This is a genomic window from Nocardia brasiliensis, assembly GCF_011801125.1.
Taxonomy (GTDB): domain Bacteria; phylum Actinomycetota; class Actinomycetes; order Mycobacteriales; family Mycobacteriaceae; genus Nocardia; species Nocardia brasiliensis_C.
Genome location: NZ_CP046171.1, coordinates 2,684,475 through 2,707,653 on the forward strand (window position 1 = coordinate 2,684,475; position 23,179 = coordinate 2,707,653).

The 23,179-nt window shown below is 68.6% G+C and carries 20 protein-coding genes; 15 read left to right on the top strand and 5 right to left on the bottom strand.

The genetic code is table 11. The features are described 5' to 3' along the window. Positions 1 to 5 precede the first annotated feature (5 nt). Positions 6 to 854, bottom strand: a complete 849-nt coding sequence (locus tag F5X71_RS12225) for a class I SAM-dependent methyltransferase (protein ID WP_167462045.1) — start codon at positions 852 to 854, stop codon at positions 6 to 8. Between the two features lie 338 nt (positions 855 to 1,192). On the opposite strand from F5X71_RS12225, the gene rpsA reads away from it, so the two are divergent. Together rpsA and F5X71_RS12235 are read left to right on the top strand one after the other, a co-directional pair. After that, positions 1,193 to 2,665 carry a 30S ribosomal protein S1 gene (gene rpsA, locus F5X71_RS12230; protein WP_014983385.1) on the top strand — a complete coding sequence of 491 codons (1,473 nt, stop codon included), beginning with the start codon at positions 1,193 to 1,195 and terminating at the stop codon, positions 2,663 to 2,665. 127 nt (positions 2,666 to 2,792) lie between these two features. Continuing rightward, complete coding sequence (locus tag F5X71_RS12235) at positions 2,793 to 3,425, top strand: TetR/AcrR family transcriptional regulator (RefSeq protein ID WP_167462046.1); 633 nt, start codon at positions 2,793 to 2,795, stop codon at positions 3,423 to 3,425. Here F5X71_RS12235 and F5X71_RS12240 read toward each other — a convergent pair. Then, on the bottom strand, positions 3,394 to 5,640 hold the full coding sequence (locus tag F5X71_RS12240; protein WP_167462047.1) for an MMPL family transporter: 2,247 nt from the start codon (positions 5,638 to 5,640) through the stop codon (positions 3,394 to 3,396). The two genes, F5X71_RS12235 and F5X71_RS12240, sit on opposite strands and share 32 nt — an antisense overlap. A gap of 417 nt (positions 5,641 to 6,057) precedes the next feature. Continuing rightward, positions 6,058 to 6,624, bottom strand: coding sequence for a hypothetical protein (locus F5X71_RS12245; protein ID WP_167462048.1), 567 nt, complete (start codon positions 6,622 to 6,624; stop codon positions 6,058 to 6,060). Between the two features lie 206 nt (positions 6,625 to 6,830). On the opposite strand from F5X71_RS12245, the gene F5X71_RS12250 reads away from it, so the two are divergent. Together F5X71_RS12250 and F5X71_RS12255 are read left to right on the top strand one after the other, a co-directional pair. Next, entirely contained in the window at positions 6,831 to 7,541 is a 711-nt protein-coding gene (locus F5X71_RS12250; protein WP_167462049.1) for a TetR/AcrR family transcriptional regulator, read from the top strand. Next, complete coding sequence (locus F5X71_RS12255; RefSeq protein ID WP_167462050.1) at positions 7,538 to 8,491, top strand: AEC family transporter; 954 nt, start codon at positions 7,538 to 7,540, stop codon at positions 8,489 to 8,491. The genes F5X71_RS12250 and F5X71_RS12255 overlap by 4 nt, the downstream gene beginning before the upstream one ends. 6 nt (positions 8,492 to 8,497) lie before the next feature. On the opposite strand, the gene F5X71_RS12260 is transcribed toward F5X71_RS12255, so the two are convergent. Continuing rightward, a complete protein-coding gene (locus tag F5X71_RS12260) occupies positions 8,498 to 9,604 on the bottom strand; it encodes a hypothetical protein (RefSeq protein WP_167462051.1) in 1,107 nt (368 codons plus the stop codon). Between the two features lie 270 nt (positions 9,605 to 9,874). Between F5X71_RS12260 and F5X71_RS12265 the strand changes: the two genes are divergently transcribed. From F5X71_RS12265 to F5X71_RS12310, 10 genes are all read left to right on the top strand, one after another. Next, positions 9,875 to 11,377 carry an ABC transporter substrate-binding protein gene (locus F5X71_RS12265; RefSeq protein WP_174817050.1) on the top strand — a complete coding sequence of 501 codons (1,503 nt, stop codon included), beginning with the start codon at positions 9,875 to 9,877 and terminating at the stop codon, positions 11,375 to 11,377. 20 nt (positions 11,378 to 11,397) lie between these two features. Then, a complete protein-coding gene (locus F5X71_RS12270) occupies positions 11,398 to 12,351 on the top strand; it encodes an ABC transporter permease (protein WP_167466417.1) in 954 nt (317 codons plus the stop codon). Next, positions 12,344 to 13,201 (top strand): ABC transporter permease, encoded by an 858-nt coding sequence (locus F5X71_RS12275; RefSeq protein WP_238815857.1) that lies wholly within the window; start codon positions 12,344 to 12,346, stop codon positions 13,199 to 13,201. The genes F5X71_RS12270 and F5X71_RS12275 overlap by 8 nt, the downstream gene beginning before the upstream one ends. A gap of 13 nt (positions 13,202 to 13,214) precedes the next feature. After that, entirely contained in the window at positions 13,215 to 14,042 is an 828-nt protein-coding gene (locus F5X71_RS12280; RefSeq protein WP_167462053.1) for an ATP-binding cassette domain-containing protein, read from the top strand. Next, complete coding sequence (locus F5X71_RS12285; RefSeq protein ID WP_167462054.1) at positions 14,039 to 14,728, top strand: ABC transporter ATP-binding protein; 690 nt, start codon at positions 14,039 to 14,041, stop codon at positions 14,726 to 14,728. Before F5X71_RS12280 ends, F5X71_RS12285 begins: the two co-directional genes overlap by 4 nt. Next, positions 14,725 to 15,699 (top strand): ornithine cyclodeaminase, encoded by a 975-nt coding sequence (locus F5X71_RS12290; protein WP_167462055.1) that lies wholly within the window; start codon positions 14,725 to 14,727, stop codon positions 15,697 to 15,699. Before F5X71_RS12285 ends, F5X71_RS12290 begins: the two co-directional genes overlap by 4 nt. Then, positions 15,690 to 17,039, top strand: a complete 1,350-nt coding sequence (locus tag F5X71_RS12295; protein ID WP_167462056.1) for an alanine racemase — start codon at positions 15,690 to 15,692, stop codon at positions 17,037 to 17,039. Before F5X71_RS12290 ends, F5X71_RS12295 begins: the two co-directional genes overlap by 10 nt. 71 nt (positions 17,040 to 17,110) lie before the next feature. Then, a complete protein-coding gene (locus F5X71_RS12300; protein WP_167466419.1) occupies positions 17,111 to 18,169 on the top strand; it encodes a PLP-dependent cysteine synthase family protein in 1,059 nt (352 codons plus the stop codon). Between the two features lie 5 nt (positions 18,170 to 18,174). Continuing rightward, positions 18,175 to 19,578, top strand: a complete 1,404-nt coding sequence (locus F5X71_RS12305) for an MATE family efflux transporter (protein ID WP_167462057.1) — start codon at positions 18,175 to 18,177, stop codon at positions 19,576 to 19,578. 260 nt (positions 19,579 to 19,838) lie between these two features. Further along, positions 19,839 to 21,383: a phospholipase C gene (locus F5X71_RS12310; RefSeq protein WP_167462058.1), complete on the top strand. Its 1,545-nt coding sequence runs from the start codon at positions 19,839 to 19,841 to the stop codon at positions 21,381 to 21,383. A 48-nt stretch (positions 21,384 to 21,431) separates the two neighbouring features. Here F5X71_RS12310 and F5X71_RS12315 read toward each other — a convergent pair whose 3' ends face one another. Continuing rightward, positions 21,432 to 21,644 (bottom strand): hypothetical protein, encoded by a 213-nt coding sequence (locus tag F5X71_RS12315; RefSeq protein ID WP_167460070.1) that lies wholly within the window; start codon positions 21,642 to 21,644, stop codon positions 21,432 to 21,434. A gap of 308 nt (positions 21,645 to 21,952) precedes the next feature. On the opposite strand from F5X71_RS12315, the gene coaE reads away from it, so the two are divergent. After that, entirely contained in the window at positions 21,953 to 23,143 is a 1,191-nt protein-coding gene (gene coaE, locus F5X71_RS12320; protein WP_167462059.1) for a dephospho-CoA kinase, read from the top strand. Positions 23,144 to 23,179: the final 36 nt, after the last annotated feature.

Below are 23,179 nucleotides of genomic sequence, written 5' to 3' on the forward strand. Positions count from 1 at the left end.
ACGGTCTAGGCGGGCTTCTGCGCGATGAAGATCGCGGTGCCGGGGAAGATCTCCCCGCGCAGCGGGCTCCACTGGCCCCACTCGCGGTCCAGCCATTCGGGCCAGTCCGGCTCGATGATGTCCACCAGCAGCAGGCCCGCCGACACGATCTCGCGGACGCGGTCGCCGATGGTGCGGTGGTGTTCGACGTAGGTCGGCTCGCCCTCGCCGTCCACCTCGACGTACGGGGTGCGATCGAAGTAGGGGATGGCGGCGGTGAGACCGGCCGGGCCTGGATCGTCGGGAAAGATCCAGCGCATCGGATGATTCACCGAGAACACCCAGCGCCCGCCGGGCCGCAGCACCCGCGCGACCTCGCGCATCACCCGTGCGGAATCGGCGACGAACGGGATCGCGCCGAACGCCGAGCAGGCCAGGTCGAAGCTCGCGTCGGCGAACGGCAGCGTCTCAGCGCCGGCCTGCACCAGCGGCACCTGCGGTCCGCCGCGGCGCATCGCCGCGAGCCCGCGGCTCAGCATGCCCATCGACAGATCCAGCCCGACCGGGTGCGCGCCCTGTCCGGCCAGCCAGCGCGAGCACGGCGCCGAACCGCAGCCGATCTCCAGGATCCGCTTGCCCGCGACCTCGCCGAGGAAGTGCATATCGCCCTCGTGCAGGCCCTCCGGGCACCAGACGAATTCGCCGTCTGGGGAATCGACGCCGAGGAACTCGGCGTGCGTCTGGTGATACTGGCCCGCGTCCGCGTCCCACCAGCGGCGGCTGGCCTGCTGGCTGGCGGCGGAGCCGATCCGGGTTCGCGTCGTCCCAGTGGTCCCGAGCAGTGTGTTTGCCTCTGCGTGGCGATCTTCCGGCACGGGCGTCAGCTTATCGACACGGTGCGCGGTGCCCGGTTCGTGGACCGCCGAACGCGCGGGTATATATAGCCGCCCGCTTGCTGCGCTCGGTCGCGAGCACCGACGTCACGGCGTGGCGCCCGGACCGGTTTGCCCGCCTGGACCAAGGTCGCGTACGCTGAACGCGCGAGTGCCTTCTGTACAGCCGTACCGGAGTCAACCACCCGTGCTGAGTTTCACGTGCGTTACGTGCGGTACGTTCCTTGTGTCCGTCTTCACTTCACCGCGGTGAATTCGCCAGCGTACCGAAAGTTCCAATGTCCGCAACCGACCACAATCCGTCCGGAGCAAACCGACATATGCCCACCACCGTCACCTCGCCGCAGGTAGCCGTCAACGACATCGGCTCCGCCGAGGATTTCCTCGCCGCCATCGACGCCACGATCAAGTACTTCAACGACGGCGACATCGTCGAAGGAACCATCGTCAAGGTCGACCGCGACGAGGTCCTGCTCGACATCGGTTACAAGACCGAAGGCGTCATCCCTTCCCGCGAACTCTCCATCAAGCACGATGTCGACCCGAACGAGGTCGTTTCCGTGGGCGATGAGGTCGAGGCTCTTGTTCTCACCAAGGAGGACAAGGAAGGCCGCCTGATCCTGTCGAAGAAGCGGGCGCAGTACGAGCGCGCGTGGGGCACGATCGAGGAGCTCAAGGAGAAGGACGAGGCCGTCAAGGGCACCGTCATCGAGGTCGTCAAGGGCGGCCTGATCCTCGACATCGGCCTGCGCGGCTTCCTGCCCGCCTCGCTCGTCGAGATGCGTCGTGTCCGCGACCTCCAGCCCTACGTCGGCAAGGAGATCGAGGCCAAGATCATCGAGCTGGACAAGAACCGCAACAACGTGGTTCTGTCCCGTCGCGCCTGGCTGGAGCAGACCCAGTCCGAGGTGCGCAGCGAGTTCCTGCACCAGCTGCAGAAGGGCCAGGTCCGCAAGGGTGTGGTCTCCTCGATCGTCAACTTCGGCGCCTTCGTGGACCTGGGTGGCGTCGACGGTCTGGTGCACGTCTCCGAGCTGTCCTGGAAGCACATCGACCACCCGTCCGAGGTTGTCGAGGTCGGCACCGAGGTCACCGTCGAGGTGCTCGACGTGGATCTGGATCGCGAGCGGGTCTCGCTCTCGCTCAAGGCGACCCAGGAAGACCCGTGGCGTCAGTTCGCCCGCACCCACGCGATCGGCCAGATCGTGCCGGGCAAGGTCACCAAGCTGGTTCCGTTCGGTGCGTTCGTGCGCGTCGAAGAGGGCATCGAGGGGCTGGTGCACATCTCCGAGCTGGCCGAGCGCCACGTGGAGGTCCCGGACCAGGTGGTCGCGGTCGGCGACGACGCGATGGTCAAGGTCATCGACATCGACCTGGAGCGGCGCCGGATCTCGCTGTCGCTGAAGCAGGCGAACGAGGACTACCACGCCGAGTTCGACCCGTCGAAGTACGGCATGGCCGACAGCTACGACGAGCAGGGCAACTACATCTTCCCCGAGGGCTTCGACCCCGACACCAACGAGTGGCTCGAGGGCTTCGACAAGCAGCGCGAAGAGTGGGAAGGCCGCTACGCCGAGGCGGAGCGTCGCCACAAGATGCACACCGCGCAGATGGAGAAGATGGCGGCCGACGCCGCGGCCGAGGCCGCGAACGGCGGCGGCTCCTCGAACTACTCCTCCGAGAGCGGTTCGCAGGCGTCCTCCTCCTCCAGCTCCTCCGAGTCGGCCGGCGGTTCGCTGGCCAGCGACGCGCAGCTGGCGGCACTGCGGGAGAAGCTCTCCGGCAACGCCTGATAGACGCACACCGACGAAGGCCCCGATCCATCCGGATCGGGGCCTTCGCCCTTTTCGCAGGTGATCGCGGGCGCGGCCAGGCGCGCAATGCCGTGCCGTGCCGGGGCGGCCGGTATCGTTGACGGTGATGTCAGATGTCATTGCCGAGCTCTCCTCGACCTCCTGGGAACGCAGGAAGATCGAGGCGATGGGCCGAATCCAGCGGGTCGCCCTCGACCTGTTCGAGGAGCACGGGTACCGGAACGTGACGATCGAACGGGTCGCCGCCGCGGCGCGGGTGTCGCCGAGTTCGGTCTACCGCTACTTCGGCACCAAGGAGATGCTCGTCCTCTACGACGAGGCGGACCCGAAAGTGCTCGAGGCGGTCCGGACCGCGGGCGGCGCACAGACCGTCGCCCCCGCCGACCTGATCGCGGTGGGCCGCCTGCTGATTCCCGTGCTGATCGAGTCGCTGCTGTCCGAGGAGTCCGAGCGCCGGATCCGCCAGCGCCTGCGCTACATCGCGACGGTGCCGGAGATCAGGGTCGGCCAGCTCAAGCAGATGCGGGAGCTAGAGGACGAGTGTCGCGCGCTGTTCGCCGAACGAACGGGCTTCGACCCCAACGAACTTCGCGTGCGGATGGCCGCGGCCTCCGCAGTCTGGGGGTGCGTGGCCGCCCTCGACCATTGGGCCGGAACAGGTTTCGCCGGGCGACTCAAGGACGTCTACACCGCCGCCATGGGATCGATCATCGATCAGATCGAGGCGATGTTCCGATAGTCACCCGGGTGGTGCGCGACTTCCGTTGCGGCAGCCACCAATTCCAGCGTCCGAACAACCGCATGAACGCCGGCACCAGCACCAGCCGCACCAGCACCGCGTCGATCGCGATGGCCACCGCGAGCGCGAAGCCGATCTGCTTCAACTCCAGCACGTCCGCGGTCACGAAGCTGGCGAACACCGCGACCATGATGGCGGCCGCCGCAGTGATCGGCCGCGCCGTGCGTTGCAAACCGTCGGCGACGGCAGCGGCGTTGTCCCCGTGCGCATCCCAGTGCTCCTTCATCCGGCGGATGAGGAACACCTCGTAGTCCATCGACAGACCGAACAGCACCGCGAACACCAGCATCGGCAGATAGATCTGCAAGAACCCGGTGCTCTGGAAGCCGAGCAGGCCCGAGCCGACGCCGTGCTGGAACACCGCGACGGTGATGCCGAGGGCCGCGCCGGTGGCGAGCAGGTTCATCGCGATCGCCTTGAGCGCGAGCACGATGCTGCGGAACGCGACGACCAGGAAGCCGAGCGAGATCGCGAGCACCAGTGCGATCACCCACGGGAATCGCTGCGTGATCCGCTGCGACACGTCGACGAACAACGCGGACGTGCCGCCGACCCACACCTCGGCATGATCCAGAGCCGCTGCACGGGAACGGATATCGGTCACCAGGTCCGCGGCCTCGGTGGATTCGAAGGAGGCCTTGGGCACGATCGCCGCGAACATCCTGCCCTGCGCGAACTGTGGCAGCACGGCCGCGATCCGCGGGTCATGGGAGAGACTGCCGAAGAGCCGGTCCGCCTCGGCACGGGCGTCGGCACTCAGCGGGGTGTCGTCGGCGCCGGTCGCGACCACCTCGATCGGCGACACCAGGCCCGGCGTGAAATTCTGCTTGACCAGGACGAGCCCTTGGCCCGACGCACGATCGGTGAGCGAACCGAGGCCGACGTCGACGCCGTAGCGCAGGCCGGTCAGCGGGGTGGCGGCGACCAGCAGCAGCGCGACACCGACCGCGCCGAACAGCACTGGCCGCGCCATCACGATGCGGGCCCACCGGGCCCAGCCGTTCGACGCCGTCGTCGCGCGCACCTCGGCGGGTCGCAGTCGCTCGGGCAGCGCGCCGCGATTGATCGCGGGACCGAACAGCGCGAGCAGGGCGGGCAGCAGGGTGAACGCCGCAGTCATCGTCGCGATCACCGCGGTGACCACGCCGATGGCGACCCCGTTGAGCATCGGCAGACCGACCACGACCAGCGAGCACAGCGAGATCATCACGATGAGTCCGGAGGCGAGCACCGTCCGGCCGGTGGTGTCCATGGCCGCGCCGACGGCCTGCGCGATGGCGGTGTGCTCCTGCCGATTCCGGACCCCGCGCCGGGTCAACTCCTCGTTGAATCGGCTGACGATGAACATCCCGTAGTCGATCGCGGTGCCGGTGGCGATCATCGTCGCGACCGAGAGCACCAGCGAGTCGAAGGCGAGGAAGGTGGTCAAGCCGAACAGCGCGCCGACGGCGACGGCGATACCGGCCGCAGTGACGCTGATGGGCAGTGCCGCGGCGGTCACCGCGCCGAGTGCCAGCACCAGCAGCACCGCCGCGATGGGGACGCCGAGGGCCTCGCCGCGTTGCAGATCGGTCGTTTCGATCTCCATCAGATCCGCCTGGATCGGCGCGTAGCCGGTGAGCGCCGCTTGCGCGCTCGCCTCGGAAGCGCCGGCGAGCGTGTCGCGCAACTCCCGGACGAGCGTCACCCGATGGGAGATGTCGCCGTCGAGGCCGACGACCGCGAAGGCGGTGTGTCGATCCGGCGCGATCTGCGCGGGGTTGCCGTCGAACGGACCGACCGCACCGGTCACCCCCGCGGTCGCGCGGACGGCGGCCAGGGCGCGATCGATCGTCGCACGGAACTCCGGTGTATCGACCGTCGCGGTGTCGGAACGGAAGACAATCAGATCCTGTTCGGTCCCGAACTGGGCGAAGTGCGCGGCGACCAGCCGGCTCGCCGCGACGGAATCCGAACCGGGGACCGAGTAGTCGGGGGTGCCGAGGCGCGCGTGCAGCGCGGGATAGGTCGCGCCACAGGCGATGACCAGCAATACCCAGACGGCGAGCACGATCCGCCGATGCTCGGCCATCGCCATGCCCCACCGACCAGCGGCACCCCAGCGCTGCGCCGCCCGCGGCGGTTCCGGCCGCTCGAGGATGGTCGTTCGCGCCATCGCCCCTCCAGGGTTCGCTACCTGATAGTCACTATCAGATTCTTCGGGCCAGCATACGAACATGAAGGGAGTGGAAGCAAGGGACTCTCAGGTTTGCCGCTACGTCGCGGGTTGCCGGGGTAGTGCTCATCGACGGCGCGCGCGATCCCGTCTCCGGCGCCCGCATCGTCACCCGCTAGGCCCTGTCCCATCCGGTGCCTCCACGGTCCAGCTCGCCGTCTGGCGGTGTTGTCGCCGTCGCCGAAACAACTCCGATATCGGCTCCTGCTCCGCCTTGCCCGGGGGCGAGCTGAACCGCGGAGGCATCCGGCCGGACGTATGAGACGGGGCCTCGGCGTGCGTTCCGTCGCGCACGCCGCCGAGGTGTCGTCCTCCGATGCGGCACGGGGTCGTCACGGATCCGCGGCGGGGGCGGATTCAGCTGTCCGCGTGGTGCATTCGTTGCGATCGATGGCGTCGGGAGGACTTCGTAGTGCCGCCCCTGGTGACCTCTGGCGGGGCCTCGGGGCGGGTGGTGCGGGTGCCGGGTTGGGCCGTGGTGAGCGCGACGACCTGGATCTGCTCCAGGCGTAGGCCCATTCCGGCCAACCGGGCGATCACGCCGAGCCGGTGCTCGGGCAAGCCCGGTCGGACCGCCAATGGGTCTCGGCCCGGGCGGCGCAGCACGTAGGTGCGTCGCTCGAGGTCGAACTCGAGCGGCGCACCGTCGCGCACCGCGCGGTAGGCGTCGAGATCGAGGGTGGCGTGGTGGACCGGGTCGATCATCATCGCCTCGATCAGCCGTTCGGCGTGTGCGCGCCGCATCGCCTGATCGTCCGGTTCCATCCACGCCACCCGCTGCGCCACCCGCCACCGATAGTCCTCGGCCGCGGCGCGCAGCAGATACCGATGCCGCTCGATCTCCACCGCCAGCTCCACCAGCCGCTCGAGATCGACCTGCCTCGGGTCGCGCGGGTCGGGTGTCGAAGCTGGGACATCGGGCATTGCGCCTCCTCGTTCGAGTTGCCAATTACCTTTCGCAGCAACCCGATCGACGTCCGACCTGAGACCTATTCTCCCCTAGGGGTACGACAAGTTCGGTGCCCAGCACCTCGGTCAGGAGGCGGGTGAAATGTCATCACTGTTCAATTTCTATACGCCGTTCAGTAACAGCACAGGCAATAGGAGTCAAACGCTGTAGAGTGCCAACCGTGGTCGAAGCGGGCACGAGCCGCAGAGCGCGGTTGCGCGCGCAAGCTGCCACGGAAATCAAGGCAATCGCCTTGCGATTGCTCGCCGAGGGCGGTCCGGACGCGGTCTCGCTGCGCGCGATCGCGCGCGAGATGGGCATGACCGCGGGCGCGATCTACGGCTACTACGCCACCCGCGACGACCTGATCTCCACCCTGATCGCCGACGTCTATACCTCGCTGGTCGACCAGGTCGAGGCGGCCCGCGACGCCGTCCCCGGCGCCGACCCGGCGGGCCGCATCATCGCGTGGGGTGAGACGGTGCGCGCGTGGGCGATCGCGCACCCCGCCGAATTCCGGCTGATCTACGGCGATCCGGTGGCGGGGTACCAGCCGCCGCCGGGTGGTCCCGCGACGGCGGTTGAATTGCGGGCCTGCACCGGCCTCGTCGGCTTGGCGGCGGCCGCCTGGCCGAGCGCGGCCACGCGGCAGACGGTCGGTGACGAAGCCTGGTCCGACTTCGACGCGGGCCTGGTCGACCACGTGCGCAACGACTTTCCCGACCTGCCGGCTGCCGCGCTGAGCCTGGCGCTGCGCATGTGGGGCCGGATGCACGGACTGATCGCGCTCGAGGTCTACGGGCATCTGGTGCCGCAGGCGCAGGACCCCGCGAAGCTCTATCACGCCGAAATGCTGGACCTGGTCCGCTCGCTCGGGCTCCAGCCGAGATGAGCGAGGTGGCCGCCGGCATCGGGAAGCTCGCTCCGGTGGTGTTGGTGTTCGGCGGCGGCGTCCTGTTCGCCCGGCGCAAGATCATCGGTGCCGAGGTCTCGAAGGCGTTCTCCGACTTCGCTTTTCTGTTCGCGATCCCGTGCTATCTGGCCGGGGCGCTGTACGCGAGCGACCTCGGGCGCCTGTTCGATCCACGCGCCATCGCCGCCTATCTCGCCACCGCGTTGTTCGGCATGCTGGTGGTCGGATTCTGGTCGCGCCGGGTCAGCGGCGCCGACAGCCGGGGGATCGCCCTGCGTGTCATGGCCGGAGTGCAGGTCAACACCACCTATTTCGCGATTCCGGTGTTCGTGCTGCTCTTCGGCGACGCCGCGCCGATCTTCCCGATCATTCTGCTGCAGGTGTGCGTGCTCACCGTCGTGGTCATCGCGGTCATGGAATTCGGTGCCGGACAGGATGTTCCGGGCGGGCAGCGGCCGATCGGCGCCGCGGTGCGCGGTATCCGCGCCGCCCTGCTGACGCCGATCGTGGTGGCCTGCTATCTCGGCATCGGCGCGAACGTGGCCGAAGTGCCGGTGCCGCACTGGCTTTTGCACGCCCTGGCGTTCGCAGGCAACGCGGCCGCGCCGATCGCGCTGTTCGCGCTCGGCCTGCATCTCGGCGGAACCGGCCTGCGCCTGCGGGCGGCGGCGCGCGACGAGTACGCGCTGATCGCCTTCAAGTGCTTGATCTTTCCGTTGCTTGCCTTGGTAATCGGCAAGTATCTGTTCGGTATTCGCGGTGTCTGGCTGACGTATTCGGTGTTGATCGCCGCCATGCCGTCGCCGCAGAATCTGTTCATTTTCGCGCAGCGCTACGAGACCGATATCGACCTGGCGGCCTCGGTCGTGGCGAAGACCTCGCTGGTGGCGCTGGTGTTGTTGCCTGGCTGGTTGCTGCTGGCTCAGTGACCGAGCTCAGATGCCGAGGTAGCCGACCGTGGCGGTGAACATGATCGCGGTGAACAGCGGCCAGAACGCGACCTTGGGCAGCAGATTGTCCCGCCAGGTCAGCGCCTTGCCCAAGGCGCCGTGCAGCAGCAGGATCGCGTTGAGTGCCACGAGCAGGGTCATCACGTACAGGGTGAAGTACCAGTACTCGATGTAGGAGATGCCCGACGACCCGACTTCCGTGCGCGCCGCGTTGTCGTTGACCGCGACGACCAGCACCGTGGACACCGAGAAGGTGATGATCGCGAACGCGGTGAAGCCGGAGATCGGCCGCCGATCCGGGTCGGTGGTGATGACGAACAGCGACAGGAACATCAGCACGGCGAGCAGTAGCACCGGCACGATCCGGCCGAGCAGCGGTCCGAGCAGGCCGCGGGAGACGCCGACGTTGAAGTACAGCTCCGCGGTATTGGCCAGACCGGGATGGGAGAGCATGCTGTACGCCTGGTGGTTGAGGCTCCACACGGTGTACTCGGGTTCCCAGTCACCGAAGACCAGTCCGGGATCCAGTCCGTTGAGCGCGTAGGGATTCCAGGGCGGGAACGATTCGAACGCGGGCACCAGTTGCACCTGGTGGATCATGTCGACCGGCCGCATGCGCAGCCAGATGTCCTGGTGGTCGAGCGGATAGTCCTCGTAGTCGAACTGCTGGCGGATGACGGTCGAGAACGACCAGACCACCACGCGCCACTCGCCGAGCGGGTACTCGAACACCTTCTTCGGGCTGTGCGGGTCCTCTGCCTCGAGCAGTTGCACGCCGATCTCGATCTCGGCCGGGAAGTCCTGCGGTATGTGCTGCCAGATGTGCCCGGTGGCCTTGATGTTGTGTGCGTTGACGAACTGCAGCGAGTTCACCAGCACCCCGGTGGAGATTCGGGGGACGTGCCCGTCCTGGGGGAGATGCGGCCGCACCACCTCCTCGGCCTCGGCGTACGACGACACCGTGGTACCGACCTCGGCGACCGGCGCGTGTTTGTGCGCTGCGTGTGTCCAGGAGTACACGGTGCCCGCGGCGAGCAGCAGCGACACCGTGATGGCGGCGAGCCACAGTAGCAGCTTTCGCTTCGATACCAAGCCTGAGACGGCATCCCTGATCGGCACAGCCAGGAGATTAGCTCTCGATTAGCCGCTCGAGCGGTATTCGCACACGAGCGGACATGTCGCGTCCGGCTTGGCGGGTGTGTCCGGATTCACTGAAAATGCTAATGAAAATCATTATCAGTAGTCTACGATGCTGACATGGCTTTGTTTCGGTTCGGGATCTGTGCTGTCGCAACGGCATTCGTAGTAGGGCTGACCGCATGCGCGGCGCCGGGTCGGAACACAGGCGCCCCTGACCGATTCGTGGTCATCGACACCGAGGAACTGGGCGAGTTCAGCCCGCTGCTCGGCGCCGGGAAGAATGGCGAGTCGAAGATCTTCGAGAGCCTGTATCGGATCGAGGAGGGCGTCACCGATCGCATCCCGGCGGCGGTGCCGGTGCTGGCCGTCGGCGCGCCGGAGCCGGTGGACGGTGATCTGTCGCGCTGGCGGGTGCGTACCCGGACCGGCGTCACGTTCTCTGACGGCACCACGTTCGGACCGGAAGACGTTGTCGCGACCTATAACTCGCTGATCGATCCGGCGTTCGCCGCGCCGATCGCCGCCGACTACGACTTCCTGAAGCGGGCCGTGCGCACCGGTCCGGACACCGTCGAATTCGAATTGTCCGGCGCCTATGCCGATTTCGACCACCGGCTGTTCCTGGCGATCGCCCCCGCTGAGGCCTTCGCCCGACCAGGGCCCGCCGATCAGGCCGAGCTCAACCGGCATCCGATCGGGACCGGGCCGTACGCACTCACCGAATCCCGCCCCGATCAGGTGGTGCTCACCGCCCGCGACGACTACTGGGGCGAAGCGCCCGCGGTGCGGGAGTTCGTGATACGCCGCAGCGACGACGACAACGCCAGGGCGAGTCAGCTGCGCGACGGCGCCGACGGCACGGTACTGCCGCCCGAGCTGGCCGCGGCGGCGGCCAAGGACGGCTACCGGGTCGTCTCGGCGGTGGCCAACGATTGGCGCGCCATCACCCTGCCCTCCGGCAACCCGGTCGCGGGTGATCCCGCGATCCGCAAGGCGTTGAACCTCGCGGTCGACCGCAAGGCCATGGTCGAGCACATCCTCGGCGGACACGGCACGCCGATGTCCACCCTGATGGGTGCGGTCTACGGCGAGAACTACGACCCGGCACAGGATTTCGGCTTCGACCGGGACGCGGCGGCGCGGGAGCTGGACGCGGCGGGCTGGCGACCCGGCGCGGACGGCATCAGGGCACGCGACGGACGGCGCGCGGCCTTCGAGATCGCCTACTACCCGACCGAGGTGCTGCGCCGCGACCTGACGCTGGCGGTGGTCTCCGACGCGAAGCAGATCGGCATCGAACTCACCCCGGTCGCGGTGGACAAGACGACGATGACGCCGGAGTACCTGGCGCGGACCGCGTTCCTGCTCGGCGGCGGTGGTCAGCCCTACACGGTGGACAGTCAGCTCTACACCAAACTGCATTCCCGTTACGCCGCACCGGGTGTCGGTTCGAAGTGGGACAACGCCTCGGACTACGTGAACCCGAGGATCGACCAGCTGCTCGATGCCGCCCGCGGCGAACCGGACGCGCGGCGGCGGGCCGAGCTGTACCGGCAGGTCCAGGTCGAGTACCACAGTGCCCCCGCGATGCTCGCGCTGGTCGCCACGAACCACGTCTATGTGCTGCGCGACAACGGCTGGCGGGTCACTCCCACTGCGCTGGAACCGCATTCGCACGGCGTCGCGTGGGGTCCGTGGTACGGGCTCGCCCGCTGGGCCCGGTGATGGGTCGCCGGGCGGGCAGGATGATCATCCGCCGCCTCCTCGTCGCGGTGCCGCTGGCCGGGCTGGTCTCACTCGCCGTGTTCGCGCTCGCGGCGGCCAGTCCGTTCGACCCGCTGGACGCCTACCTCGGCGCGCAGGGGGACGGGTTCGACGAGGCGCAGCGGGCGGCCCTGCGCGAGCGACTCGGGTTGGACCGCAGCTGGTTCGGCGCGTGGTGGTCCTGGCTCGGTGATCTGCTGCGGGGCGAGCTGGGTACCTCGCGGTCCTATCATCAACCTGTCGCGCAGGTGCTCGCCGAACGGCTGCCGTGGAGTGTGCTGCTCGGCGTCCTGGGCGGTGCCGTGGCGCTGGTGCTCGCCGCGGTACTCGGCGCGTGGGCCGGGCTCCGCCGCGACGGACTGGTCGACCGTGTGATCAGCGCGACCGCCGTTGTGCTGCAAGCTATTCCGCCGTTCGTGCTGACTTTGGGCGCGGTGCTGGTCTTCGCGACATCATTGCGCTGGCTGCCTGCCTCTGGTCTGACCGATCCGGGCGGCGGTGTCGGGGCCGGATCGACGGCGCGGCATATCGTGCTGCCCGCCCTGCTGCTCGGCGTGACGCAGCTGCCCTGGCTGGTGCTCGGACTGCGTGAGACCGTGGCCGACAGCCTCGACAGCGATGCCGTCACCGGCGCGAAGGCGCGTGGCTTACCGTGGCGGGTCATCGCCGTGCGACACGTGCTGCCGGTCTCGGTGGCGCCGTTCCTCGCGCTGTGCGGCGCCAGGCTGCCGGAACTGGTGGTCGGTGCCACTGTGATCGAGACCGTGTTCAGCTGGCCCGGTGTCGGCGCGGCCACCGTGACCGCCGCTCGCGCACTGGACTTTCCCTTGCTCGCCATCCTCACGGTGCTCGTCACCGCCGTGGTACTGCTCGGCAATCTGGCCGCCGACGCGATCGGCGTGGCCATCGATCCGAGGATCGACGCCGATGGGTGAGCCGACGACGGTGCGGCGCGACATCGGCAAGCGTTGGTGCACACCGGCGCTCGCGTTCGCGGTGGGCGTGCTCGTGCTCGCCGTGCTCTATGCCGTGCTGGTGCCGCTGCTACGACCGGTCGACGACGCACTCGTCGACTTCTCGATCAGCAGGCGGCCGCCCGGCCTCGAGTTCCCCTTCGGCACCGACAACGCCGGTCGCGACGTGTTCGTCCGGGTAGCCGAGGGTATGCGGATCTCGCTGTTCATCGCCGCCGTCGCCGCACTCGGATCGGCGGTGCTCGGCTTGCTGGTCGGGGTGAGCGCGGGCGCCTTCGGCGGCTGGTGGGACCGGATCGCGATGCGCGCGGTGGACACGATGAACTCGCTGCCGAGCCTGCTGCTCACCCTGCTGGTCGTGGCCATGTACCGGGGCTCGGCGCTCGCCATCGTCGTCGCGCTCGTGCTCACCCACTGGACCTCGGTGGCCAGGGCGGTCCGCGGTGCGGTGCTTGCCCTGCGGCATGCCGAGTTCGTGCAGGCGGCCCAACTGCGCGGGCTGTCCCGGTGGCGCATCGTGCGGCGGCATTTCCTCCCGCCGGCCCTCGGCCAGGCGCTGGTCGGTGTCGTACTGCTGATCCCGCACGCGATCTGGCACGAGTCGACGCTGTCGTTCCTCGGTGTCGGCCTGCCGCCGCACCGTGCCTCGCTCGGCACCCTGCTGTCGGACGCGCAGGCCTCGATCCTGCTGGGGGACTGGTGGTTACTGGTCTTCCCGGCCGGGGTCCTGGTGCTCGTCGCGCTGGCGGTTTCGGTGCTCGGCAGGCAGTGGCAGCGCACTGTGCAAGCGCGCCATGGAGTTTCGTCATGACGGGGGTGGCGCGATGACGTTGACGCTGCGGCGCGTGTCCGTACGCATCCCGTTGGCCCCCGGCCGCATCGTGCACGCGGTCACCGACGCGGATCTGGTCGTCGCGCACGGCACGGTACACGGATTGATCGGCGCCTCGGGCTCCGGCAAGTCCATGCTGTCGGCGACCGTCACGGGATTGCTGCCCGCACGGGCGCGCGTGACCGGCACCGTGGTCCTGGACGCGGACGGCAGGACCTACTCGGCGGCGCGGCTTGCGCGGGCCAGGGGACGCACGGTGGCCTCGGTGCCGCAGTCGGCGATGACCTACTTCACGCCGGTCCGCCGGCTGGGTTCGCAACTGGCCGAGACGATCCGGTACTTGGGCACCGGGCACGATCCGGGTGCACTGCTGCGCCGCGTCGGTCTGCCCGCGGATGTGCTCCGGCGCTATCCGCACGAGCTCTCGGGCGGCATGGCACAGCGCGCGGCGGTGGCGTTCGCGCTGGCCGGTGATCCCGCGCTCATCATCGCCGACGAACCGACCTCGGCGCTCGATGCCACCAGGGCGGCCGCGATCCTCGACCTGCTCGGCGAATTCGCGGCGGGCGGCGGCAGCGTGCTGCTCGTCACGCACGATCTGACGGCCCTGCGTGCCGCGCGGATCTGCACGGACGTCTCGGTGATGTACGCGTCGCGGATCGTCGAGACCGGCAGTGCCGAACAGGTTCTCACCGATCCGGCACATCCGTACACGCGGGATCTGCTCGCCGCACTGCCCGAGAACGGCCTGCACCCCTTGCCGTTCCCCACGCCGGAGCTGGTGAACCTGCCCGCGGACTTCCACTACGGAGCATCATGACGCGACACACGCTGGCGGCGGACGAGGTCACGGTGCGCCTCGGCGGCCGAACCGTACTCGACCGCGTTTCCCTCGAACTGGGCCGGGGCGAAGTGGTGGGGCTGACCGGGCCCTCCGGGACCGGCAAAACGACACTCGCGCAGGTCATGTCCGGGCTGCGCAGGCCGACCGGCGGGCGGGTGCGCTGTGACGGCGCCCCGTTGCCCACGCGGCACACCGGCCGTATCGCGATGCTGTTCCAGTCGCCGCGGCGGTCCTGCGATCCGCGCCTGACCCTGCGCCGCTCCATCGCCGAACTCGCGCGCGGACCGGTGGCGTGGGACAGCGTCCTCGAAGCCGCGGGCATGACAAAGGATCTGCTCGACCGGTATCCGGCGCAGGTCTCCGACGGCCAGCTGCAACGGGCCGCCGTCGCCAGGGTGCTCGCATCGAAGCCGGACTATCTGCTGTGCGACGAGATGACCGCGATGCTCGATCCGGCGGGCACCGCATCGATCGCCCGCACCGTGACCGCGCTCGCGGGCACCGGTGTCGGCGTGCTCTTCATCAGTCACGACATCCCCCTGCTGCGCGTGTGCGCGGATCGGCTCGTGCATTTGGGGGCCAACCCTTCCCCCGTGTCCGGTGCGGCAACGACGTCGCCCGGACCGACCGTTGATTCGACCGACGACATCGGAGTTCTATGAATAACGCAGTGCATATCCTCACCCGCACCGATCTGGCCGATATCGATCTGACGCCCGCCGAGGTGATAGATCTGGTCGAGGAGGGCTACCTGGCCTACGCGCGCGGTGCGTCCCGGTGCCCGGTCAAGCTGATGATGCCGATTCCGAAGGTGGAACGCGACGCGGTGTCGTATTCGATGCTTGGCTACGACAGTTCGCTGGAGCAGATCGGTTTCAAGACCTCCTACCGGCAGGGTAGCGAAAGTGCGGAGAAGTACTACACGACGATCAGCCTGTACGACGACACCACCGGCTTGCCCTTCGCGTTCATGGACTGTCAGCGGGTCGGCGCCGCCCGCACCCCGGCGACCACCGCCATCACCGCGAAACACTGTGCCCGCGAGGGCGCGACGCGCGCGCTGATGATCGGTACCGGCGTGCAGGGGCGAAACACCCTGCCGTACTTGCTCACCGCGTTGCCGGAGCTGACGAAGCTGCGCCTGTTCGGCACCCATCCCGACGGCATCGCGGAAACCCTTGCCACCATGCGCCGTTGGTATCCAGACCGGGAGATCGAACTGATCGACGACGTTCCGGCCGCGGTCACCGACTCCGACATCGTGGTCGTCGCCTCCGGGCGGGCGGCTCATCCCAAGGTGCGCACCGAATGGCTGCCGCCGGGCGGCCTGCTGATCTCGGTGGCCAGCAAGGGCGTCGAGAGCGGCGCGCTGCGCGCGGCGGACTACGCGATCGCGACCAGCGCGGGGCAGCTCGGGGTCACCGGCACGCGGCTGGCAGGCCCGGACGGACCGGTGATCGACGCCGAACTCCCCGACATCGTGGTGGGACGGGCGCGCGGCCGGGTCGGCGCCGACGATCGGGTGTTCGCCTTCGCCAGCGGCATGATCATCACCGACATCCCGGTGGCGCACGCGCTGGCGACCCGCGCGGTGGCGGCGGGTCGCGGGCAGCGGGTGGCGCTGTGGTCGTGACCAAAGCACCGGTCGAGCGGCCCGGTCTGCCTGCGCTGGAACAGAAGTGGCAACAGCGGGTGCGGGACGACCGGCACCTGCTCTTCGATATCCGGCACGCGCTCGGCGGCCCGTTCCACGTCGTCTACCCGGAGCAGTTCGCCGACAACCTCAGCGCGTTCCAGCGCGTCTTCGCCGCACGCGGGGTGCGTGGCCAGGTCTACTACGGCAAGAAGGCCAACAAGGCCGGTTGCTGGCTGCCCCGGATCGCCGACCTGGGTGGCGCGGTCGACGTGGCCAGCGAACCCGAATTGGTGCACGCGCTGGCGCACGGCGTGCGCGGGCGCGATATCGGAGTGACCGGTGCCGCGAAAACCGATGCGCTGCTGCGCCTTGCCGCCCGGCACGACTGTGTGGTCGCCATCGACGCGCTCGACGAGTTGGCGCGCATCGCCGAGATAGCCCGGCAGGCGGGGCCGGTGCGCATCCTGTTGCGCCGATTGCCGCCCGAGGCGCCGCACAGCCGGTTCGGCTTGTCCGCAACGGATCTCGACGCCGCGATCGAGATGTGTGCCGGACTGCGTCCGGACGTCGAGCTGATCGGGTTCTCGTTCCACTTGGACGGCTACGCGGTCGCGCCGCGCGCCGAGCTCGCCGCCGAGACGGTTCGCCTGTGCCTGCGGACGCGGGCTCGCGGGCTGCCGGTCGACACGATCTCGATCGGTGGCGGCTTCGCCTGCCGCTATGTGCGCGACGACGATTGGCGCGCCTTCGCCGAGCAGTGGGGCGACGACTGGTTCCACGCCGGAAAGCGGTTCGAGAAGTTCTATCCCTACGCGCAGGACCCGACCGGCGCCGCCATGCTCGATGCCGTGCTCGCGACCGAGTTCGGCGCGCGCACACTGGCACAGCAGCTGCGCGACAACGATATCCAGCTCTTCGTCGAGCCCGGCCGGGCACTGCTGATCGACGCGGGCTTCAGTGTGTTCCCGGTGCTCGGTTACAAGCAGAACGCCGATTACGGCATCACCACCGTGCACGGCCTCAGCATGAGCGTCTCCGAGCAGTGGAAGGGCAGCGAGTTCCTGCCGGACCCGATCCTGGTGCCGCGCACGCGAATCGACGCCGCCGCGCCGGTCGCCACCTGCGTCGGCGGTGCCAGCTGCATGGAATACGACGTGCTCACCTGGCGCAAGGTCCGTCTGGTACAGCGTCCCGAACCCGGTGACCTGCTGTTGTACCCGAACACGGCGGGATATCAGATGGACAAGAACGAGAGCGAGTTCCACCAGCTCCCGTTGCCGCCCAAGGTAGTCGTCACCGAAGAGGAGGACCGGTGGTTGTGGCGTTTGGACAAGTAGACACCGACGCGCCTGCGGCACGGCCGGCCGGGGTCGCCCGTGCCACCGCGCACCCGGCCGGCGTGCGGCCGATGCCGCGGCTGCGGGAGAACGTCGTGCGCACCGCGTCCGAGCTCATCGGCGCGACCCCGTTGCTCGAGCTGGTTCGCACCGGTACCGGCACGCGGATCCTGTTGAAGCTCGAGCAGTTCAACCCGACCGGCTCGGCGAAGGTGCGCATGGCCAGGGAGATGGTGTTGCAGGCCGAGCGCAGCGGCGAACTGCGTCCTGGCGGTCACATCGTCGAACCCACCTCCGGCAACACCGGTACCGGGCTGGCGCTGATCGCGCTGGAGCGCGGCTACACCTTCACCGCGGTGGTCGACGACCACGCGGCCAAGGACAAGCTGCGCGCCATGAAAGCGATGGGCGCACAGCTTGTTTCGGTGTCCGGCGCTGCCGGCGGCGGCCCGAGCACGGTCGAGCGCAGGCGCATCGCCGACGAGATCGCGGCGCGCACCGGCGCCTATCGGCCCGACCAGCACAACAATCCGCACAACAACGCGGGCTATCGGGACCTGGCGGCCGAGCTGCTCACCGACATCAACACCGATGTCGACTATCTTGTCGGCGCGGTCGGCACCGGCGGATCACTGTGTGGCACAGTCGAGGAACTGCGCAGGCTCGGCTCGCGAGTGCGCGCGATCGGCGTCGAGCCCGTCGGTTCCATCATCTTCGGCGGTCCGGGCGGCGGCTATTGGCAGACCGGCGCCGGCAGCCCCGCCGGTTTCCCGGTGGGCGGCAACGTGAAATACGACGCGATCGATGAGGACTGTCGAGTGGGCGACATCGACGCGTTCGCCACCGCGCACGTGGTGGCCCGGCGCACCGGCATCCTGGTCGGCGGCACCGGCGGGGCGGCCATTAACGTCGCATTGCGGCGCTTGGTGCACGTCCCGGCGGCGAGCACGGTGGTGGTGCTGGTCTGCGACGCGGGAGAGAAGTACCTCGACACCGTCTACGACGAGGGCTGGCTGCACGAGCGCGGGCTCTGCGACCGGGCCGCGCGGCAGCGGATCACCCGGCTGCTGCACGCCTATGACGAGTCGGTGCGGTTGGCGGCCGACGATCTCGAGCGAGCGGGGGCCTAGGACCGATGGCATTTCGGGAGTATCGCGCCATCGTGGCGCTGGCCGCGCCGATCGCGGGAATCCAGCTCGCCCAGGTCGCGCTGACCACCATCGATCTGGCGATGATGGGGTTGCTCGGGATCGCGTTCGTCGCGGCGGGCGGACTCGCGCTGCTGCTGTACAACCAGCTGCGCACCATGTGCGTCGGCATGGTCACCGGTGTCGGCAACATGATCGCCACGGCCGCCGGTCGTGGCGAGCAGCGCAGCGGCGGTGCGGAACTCGATGAGCAGGCGCGTGCCGAGATCCGCGGGTACGTGCGCGCGGGCGCCGCCGTCGCCACGGTGGTGTCGATCGCGGGCGCGCTCGTCCTGGTCGCCCTCGGCTACGCGCTGCGCTGGTTCGGGCAGGATCCGGCGGTGCTCGAGCTCGCGCGCCCGATCATCTGGACGCTGGCGCCGGGACTGATTCCGATGCTGTGGCTGAATGTGCTGCGGCAGTTCGCCGTCGGGCTGCGCCGCGCGGGTTCGCTGCTGCGGGTGACGCTGTTCTCGATCGGGGTCAACGCGCTGTTGAACGCGCTGTTCATCTTCGGCTGGCTCGGCCTGCCGCGGCTGGGCCTGGCCGGTATCGGGCTGGCCACGACGCTGGTGCAGCTCTGGACGTTCGGTACCTATCTCCGCACCGTCCGGCGCGATCCCATACTCGGCGAACTGCTTTCGCTGCGCGTGTGGGCGGCCGAGCGCGCCACGGTGGTGCGGATCGTGCGGATGGGCACGCCGATCTCGCTCACCTACGGCGCCGAGGCCGCGATCACCTCGATCGCGACGGTCCTGATGGGTGGTTTCGGTCCGGTGGCGCTGGCCGCGAGCAATATCGTCAACCAGTTGGCCTACATCGTCTATCAGGTGAATATCGGCCTCTCCCAGGGTTCTTCGATCTTGGTGAGTCGTACCGTCGGCCAAGGGGAGCAGCACGCGGTCGCCGGAATCGCCCGGCGCACTTTCGCGCTCGGCTTCGGCTTCATGACGGTGGTGGGGCTGGTCTACGCGGTGTTCCCTGGCACGGTGCTCGCGCCGTTCCTCGGCGCGGATCGCGACGACACCGCGGTGGTCGCCGCGGCGTCGACGCTGCTGTGGTTCGCGATCGTCCAGCAGTACTGCAAGGGTTCGCAGAATCTCTGCATCGGCCTGCTGCGCGGGATCGGGAACACCAAGGCGGGCATGGAGAGCACGCTGATCGGCTACTTTGCCCTCGGCGTGCCCGCGATGGCGCTGTTCGCCTTCCTGCTGGAGCTGAGCGGGCCGGGCATCTGGCTCGGGTTGTGCGTCGGCTTCGCCACGACGGCGATCCTGGTGTGGCGACGGTTCCTGCGCGGGGTTGCCCAGATGACGACGGCCACCGGAAAGCCCGTTCCGGTGCCGGGGTGATCCCAGCAAGCAGACAAAGCGGGTGAAACCGGCTGGGCTGGTGTGGGTCTCGGGACCGCACGCGGTGAATTCGGTGCTGGTCTGACATTTCGGGCAATTCGCGGCAATTGTCCGGCATCAATCGCTGGTCCACGTGGCCCACATCACCTTGCCGCAGCCCGCTCGTGATCTTTCTCTGCGGCGTAACCGCACGTCGGGTAGGGTCGGCGCCGATCTGGAAATTCTGCTCGACAGCCCTGGTGGAAAGGTCGGCCGACGAGATGTGCGCAGCGGGGCCGTTCAGCGGACTCAACCGCAGGCAATTCCTGGCGAAGGCGGCCGCTGCGGGAGCGGTGGGCGCGTTGGCCTCCTGGGCCGACCCGATCATCGAACGGGCCTACGCCGCCGATCCGGCGGGCACGGGCGGGCTCGGCGATATCGAGCACTTCGTGCTGCTGATGCAGGAGAACCGTTCCTTCGACCACTATTTCGGCACCCTCGCCGGCGTGCGCGGCTTCGACGAGGCGTCGCCGGCCTGGCAGCAGTACGGGTGGACGCCCGGAACCGGACCGACGCCAGACGGTTTCGTGACCCCGTTCCGGCTCGACACCACCCGCGGCGCCACGCTCGACGGGGACTGCATCAACGACCCCGATCACTCCTGGGGCGGCATGCACCGTGCTTGGAACGGCGGGCGCAACGACCAGTGGATGCCGATGTCGGTGGCGAGCGTCGGTCCGGCGAACGCGCCCGCGGCGATGGGTTACTACCTGCCGCAAGACATTCCGATCCACACCGCGCTCGCCGACGCCTTCACGCTGTGCGACAACTATCACTGCTCGGTGCTCGGCCCCACCGATCCGAATCGGCTCTACTGGATCAGCGCGACCATCGACCCGGACGGCCGCGCGGGTGGTCCGCTGGTGCGGACGCCGACCTTCATCCCGCAGCACGTGTACAGCTGGCGCACCTACCCGGAGAACCTCGCCGAGGCGGGAGTGAGCTGGAAGGTCTACAACAACCGCGATGTCGGTCCGCTGTCCTCGGTGCTGCTGGACGGGATGCTCGGCTGTTTCACCCAATCCGCCGACCCGAATTCGGAATTGGCCCGCCGCGGTATCGCGCCGGTGTACCCCAACGACTTTCAGGCCGATGTGGCCAACGACACATTACCGGCGGTGTCCTGGGTGATTCCGTCGCTGCTCAACTGCGAACATCCCGCGCTGCCCGCGGCTTTCGGCGCGTTCGGCATCGTGCAGCTGCTCGATATCCTCACCTCGAACCCGAAGGTGTGGGAAAAGACCGCCCTGATCATCAGCTACGACGAGAACGGCGGCTTCTTCGATCACGTCACCCCGCCGACCGCGCCCCCCGGCACCGCCGGTGAGTTCCTGACCGTGCCGCTCGACCGGGTCGAGGCGGCCGATGGCATCGCCGGTCCGATCGGCCTCGGCTATCGCGTTCCCGCGCTGGTGATCTCGCCCTATACCCGCGGCGGGCTCGTCGCGTCGGAGACCTTCGATCACACCTCGCAATTGCGCCTGCTGGAAACCAGATTCGGGGTGGATGTCCCTAATCTGACGGCGTGGCGGCGCGGCGTGACCGGCGATATGACCTCGACCTTCGATTTCGGCTCGGCGCCGAATTCGGCGAAACCCGTGCTGCCCGACCCGAAACCAAAAATGGATGCCGCGATCGCCCAGTGCGGCCCGAATGTCGCCCTGGGAACGGCGACCGCCGGAATTCCGTATCCGGTACCGCCGAACGCCATGCCGACGCAACAACCCGGTACCCGGCGCAGGCCGAGCGGGTTGATTCGGGCATGAGGGTGGCCCAGCCCTGGCGGGGGCTGGGCCACTGCTCGAAGTATGAGGTCAACTCGCGGTCGCGGGCACCCACCGGACCGAGGAGACGGTGGAGCGTTTGCGCATGGCCGCGAAGCTGTGCCGGGCCGGGCTGATCAACGCGGTGAACCAAGTGCGGCGGTGCTCGGCTAGCGCCTCCGCGACGGCGGGGATCTGGGTGCAGTGCACGCCGCCCGCCATACCCAGGCGGTGGCGACCCGTCTGGTTGTTTCTGGTGCCCAATGGTGTTCCTTTGCTTGCTGGTGCTGGCGCCTGGATCGCCACGGCGAAGATTAGCCGAACGAAAGTGCCACACAGAGTATTTTGCGCAAGTAATTGGCTCGGCGTGTCGGAAAGTTGTCGCCGCGTGACCTGGTTCGACCGGAATTGTTGCGAATCGGTATCGGCCTCGTCACGGATCGAGCAAATGCGGCGAGGGTAGGTGGAAAGTCCGCCCGCAGTGGGTATTCGGGCTGATCGTGTCCCGGAACCGGGTCCCCCGGGGTGGCGCGGGCGCGGCGCGCGGGAGCGGTGGATGTAAGACTGGTCGAATGTTGCGGATCGGCCTCACCGGAGGCATGGGAGCGGGCAAGTCGACGGTCGCGCGGATTCTCGCCGATCGCGGGGCGGTCATCATCGATTCCGATCTGATCGCGAGAGAGGTCGTCGCGCCTGGCACCGAGGGCCTTGCGGCGCTCGTCGCGGCATTCGGCCCCGATATTCTGGCCGCCGACGGCAGCCTGGATCGGCCCGCACTGGCCGCCAAGGCATTCGCCGACGACGAGTCCCGTACGCGCCTGAATTCCATTACGCATCCGCTGGTGGGTAAACGCACCGCGGAACAAATCGCCGCGGCCGCGCCGGACGCCATTGTGGTGCAGGATATTCCATTGCTTGTGGAAAACGGTCTCGCGCCGTTGATGAATCTGGTGCTGGTCGTCGACGTGGACGCCGAGACTCGGCTGCGCCGATTGGTGGAATTGCGTGGTGTCGCCGAATCGGACGCCAGGGCGCGTATAGCCGCGCAGGCCACGGACGAGCAGCGGCGTGCGGTAGCCGACGTGCTGCTGGACAACCGCGGTGCGCCGCAGGATATCGACGCGACGGTCCGCGCGCTGTGGGACGAGCGGCTGGTGCCCTTCGAACGCAACCTGCGCACCGGTACGCCCGCGCGGCGCACCGAGTTGCGGCTGGTGCCCCCGAACCCGGGGTGGGCGGCGCAGGCGCAGCGCCTGATCGCGCGACTGTGGGTGGCGTGCGGGCAGGCCGCCTCGCGCATCGATCACATCGGCTCGACCTCGGTGCCGGAGCTGCCCGCCAAGGACGTGATCGATCTCCAGATCACCGTCGCCGACCTGGCGGCAGCCGATGGACTGCGAGATGCTTTGGGGGCGGCGGGATTTCCGGTATGTCCTGAGGTCACCCAGGACAATCCGAAGCCGACGCCCGCCGATCCGGACGGGACCGATCTCGCGCTGTGGTCCAAACGGTTCCATCAAAGCGCCGATCCGGGCCGGCTCGCCAATGTGCATGTGCGCGTGGACGGTTCGCCGGGCCAGCAGTTCGCCCTGCGCATGCGGGATCGGCTGCGCGCCGACGCCGCGGCCCGCGCCGAATATCTCGAGATCAAGCGCGCGGGCGAGGCGAAGGCGGCCGGGCTCACCGGTGCGGAGGCGACGGCCGCCTATCTGGACGTCAAGGAACCCTGGTTCGACGCCGTGTACGAACGCCTGTCGAGCTGAAACATCTAGGGTCGCAGCGGATTCCGTCTCGCTTCG

Coding starts and splice junctions, on each gene's coding strand:
- F5X71_RS12300 (WP_167466419.1), top strand. CDS start 17,111: ATGCCGCGGCTGCGGGAGAACGTCGTGCGCACCGCGTCCGAGCTCATC.
- rpsA (WP_014983385.1), top strand. CDS start 1,193: ATGCCCACCACCGTCACCTCGCCGCAGGTAGCCGTCAACGACATCGGC.
- F5X71_RS12240 (WP_167462047.1), bottom strand. CDS start 5,640: ATGGCGCGAACGACCATCCTCGAGCGGCCGGAACCGCCGCGGGCGGCG.
- F5X71_RS12310 (WP_167462058.1), top strand. CDS start 19,839: ATGTGCGCAGCGGGGCCGTTCAGCGGACTCAACCGCAGGCAATTCCTG.
- F5X71_RS12245 (WP_167462048.1), bottom strand. CDS start 6,624: ATGCCCGATGTCCCAGCTTCGACACCCGACCCGCGCGACCCGAGGCAG.
- coaE (WP_167462059.1), top strand. CDS start 21,953: ATGTTGCGGATCGGCCTCACCGGAGGCATGGGAGCGGGCAAGTCGACG.
- F5X71_RS12275 (WP_238815857.1), top strand. CDS start 12,344: ATGGGTGAGCCGACGACGGTGCGGCGCGACATCGGCAAGCGTTGGTGC.
- F5X71_RS12235 (WP_167462046.1), top strand. CDS start 2,793: ATGTCAGATGTCATTGCCGAGCTCTCCTCGACCTCCTGGGAACGCAGG.
- F5X71_RS12270 (WP_167466417.1), top strand. CDS start 11,398: ATGATCATCCGCCGCCTCCTCGTCGCGGTGCCGCTGGCCGGGCTGGTC.
- F5X71_RS12280 (WP_167462053.1), top strand. CDS start 13,215: ATGACGTTGACGCTGCGGCGCGTGTCCGTACGCATCCCGTTGGCCCCC.
- F5X71_RS12255 (WP_167462050.1), top strand. CDS start 7,538: ATGAGCGAGGTGGCCGCCGGCATCGGGAAGCTCGCTCCGGTGGTGTTG.
- F5X71_RS12290 (WP_167462055.1), top strand. CDS start 14,725: ATGAATAACGCAGTGCATATCCTCACCCGCACCGATCTGGCCGATATC.
- F5X71_RS12305 (WP_167462057.1), top strand. CDS start 18,175: ATGGCATTTCGGGAGTATCGCGCCATCGTGGCGCTGGCCGCGCCGATC.
- F5X71_RS12285 (WP_167462054.1), top strand. CDS start 14,039: ATGACGCGACACACGCTGGCGGCGGACGAGGTCACGGTGCGCCTCGGC.